The sequence below is a fragment of the Streptomyces sp. NRRL F-5123 genome, assembly GCF_000721495.1.
Lineage (GTDB): Bacteria > Actinomycetota > Actinomycetes > Streptomycetales > Streptomycetaceae > Actinacidiphila.
Map to the genome: position 1 here is coordinate 1 of NZ_JOHY01000143.1, position 1,630 is coordinate 1,630.

Below are 1,630 nucleotides of genomic sequence, written 5' to 3' on the forward strand. Positions count from 1 at the left end.
GGTCCTGAGGGCGCGCAGGCGGTGCATGACGGCGCTGCCGCCGCGTCCGAAGTGGTCGTGGAGGGTGCGGTATTCGGCGTAGAGGAGGTCGTAGGCCGCGGCGCGGGCGGGGTCGGGGGTGTAGGCCTCGCGCTTGATGCGGCCCATGGCCGCCGAGGCCTCCCGGATGCCGGGGTAGGCGCCCGCGGCGACAGCGGCGTGGATCGCGGCGCCCAGCGCGGGGCCCTGGTCGGAAGCGAGGACGTTGACGGGGCGGTTGAGCACGTCGCAGTACGTCTGCATCAAGAAGGCGTTCTTCAGCAGCCCGCCCGCCGCGGTGAACTCACCGACCGGCACACCCGACTGCTCGAACGTCTCCACGATCGTGCGCGTGCCGAAAGCGGTCGCCTCGATCAGCGCCCGGTAGACGTCCTCGGGCCGGGTGTCCAGCGTCAGCCCCACCAGCAGCCCGGACAGATGGTGGTCCACCAGCACCGACCGGTTGCCGCTGTGCCAGTCCAGCGCCATCAGCCCGTGCCCGCCCACCGGCTGCGCCGCCGCCTTCCGCGTCAGCAGCTCGTGCCCCGATATCCCCAGCCGCCGCGCCTCGGCCGCGTACTCGTGCGGCAGCGCCGTCCGCACCGCCCACGCAAGAATGTCCCCCACACCCGACTGCCCCGCCTCGTACCCCCACAACCCCGGCACCACACCACCGTGCACCGCACCGCACATCCCCGGAACCTCCGCGAACACCTCGGAGTTCATGATGTGACACGTCGACGTACCCATGATCGCCAGCATGTGACCCGGCTCCAGCGCCTGCGCAGCAGCACTCGTCACATGCGCATCCACGTTGCCGACGGCCACGACCGTGCCCTCACGCAGCCCCGTCAGCTCCGCAGCGGCCGCGGTCACCGTGCCCGCAGACGTGCCCAGTTGGGAGAGCGGGTGCTCCAGCTTGGCGGTGAAGTCCGCGAAGTCCGGGTGGAGGGAGGCCAGGAAGGCACCGTCCGGGTAACCGCCGTCCTGATACAGGCCCTTGTAACCCGCCGTGCACAGATTCCGGTTCTCCGCACCCGTCAGCTGCCACACGATCCAGTCCGCCGCCTCGATCCACCGCTCGGCAGCGGCGTAGATCTCCGGCTCCTCACGCAAAAGCTGCAAAGCCTTGGCATACTGCCACTCGCTCGACACCTTCCCGCCGTAGCGGGCCAGCCACGACTGCCCCGTCTCCTCCGCGCGCCGCACCACCAGATCCGCCTCCGGCTGCGCCGCATGGTGCTTCCACAACTTCGGATACGCGTGCGGGCGCCCCGCGAAGGCGGCCAGCTCGCTCAACGGCGTACCGTCGGCGGTCGTCGGCAACACCGTGCACGCCGTGAAATCCACCGCCACACCCATCACCTGCTCCGCCCGCACACCCGCCGCCTCCAACGCACGCGGCACCGCGAAACGCAGCACATCCCGCCAGTCCTGCGGAATCTGCAACGCCCAGTCCGGCGGCAGCACCGGACCCCCGTCCGGCAACGCCGACTCGACGACACCGTGCGTGTACTCGTGCACCGCGCTGCCCAGCTCACGACCGTCCTCGACGGCCACGACCAGAGCACGCCCGGACAGCGTCCCGAAATCGATACCGACGGTGACCGCG

The 1,630-nt window shown here is 70.7% G+C and carries 1 protein-coding gene; it reads right to left on the bottom strand.

Going from position 1 to position 1,630, the window contains the following annotated elements:
- On the bottom strand, nt 1–1,630 hold a 1,630-nt coding region (gene araB, locus IH54_RS0138520; protein ID WP_031526199.1), incomplete at both ends, for a ribulokinase.